The organism is Vibrio sp. 2033, assembly GCF_033339735.1.
In genome coordinates, this window is the sequence record NZ_JAWOVC010000477.1 from 1 (window position 1) to 625 (window position 625).

Annotated in this window: 2 pseudogenes; both read left to right on the forward strand. The window is 43.2% G+C overall.

Features of this window, described 5'->3' with window-relative positions:
- Positions 1–361: pseudogene (locus tag R7P74_RS27300) on the forward strand (YitT family protein); the annotation flags it as partial.
- A gap of 90 nt (positions 362–451) precedes the next feature.
- Positions 452–625, forward strand: a pseudogene (locus tag R7P74_RS27305) (winged helix-turn-helix domain-containing protein); the annotation flags it as partial.

Genomic DNA, 625 nt, shown 5'->3' on the forward strand with positions numbered 1-625 from the left:
TTCTGGCGCTTTGGTATCTATCTTTGCCGATCACCTTTATTTGCTGATCTCACTCGAATCGGTTAACGAAATTTATTGAGCGGTAGCTGGTGGCCTATTGATGGGATTAGGTATGCTGATTTTGTTCCGACATCGCTCCAGCCTAGGTGGCTTTAACGTGTTGTGTTTGTTTATTCAGGACAAGTTTGGCATTTCTGTTGGCAAAAGCCAGATGGCAATCGATGCATGTATCCTGTTTGCTTCATTCTTCTTTGTCACTCCAGAGGTGATTGGCCTTTCGATTTTGGGTGCCTTTGCACTGAATGTCGTATTGGCGATGAATCACAAACCACACCGATATTCCGTTACCTACGGTTCATAAACTTTTGATGATAATTGACGCGCGATTTATAAGATTTCGCGCTTCAATAACTATATAATATTTCGCGATTTCCAAATAACGCGGTACGGTATGCGCGACTTTCTACAACAAGCCAAACAAACTCACAGTTGTATTGCGATTGACGAGTTGGTCTACAATCCGAAAACACAGACTCTTCATCAAGACACTATCGCGATTGATCTCGAACCTCGTACCATTGAGTTATTAGAGCTACTGCTAACAAGCGTGGGGCATCCGCTCTCT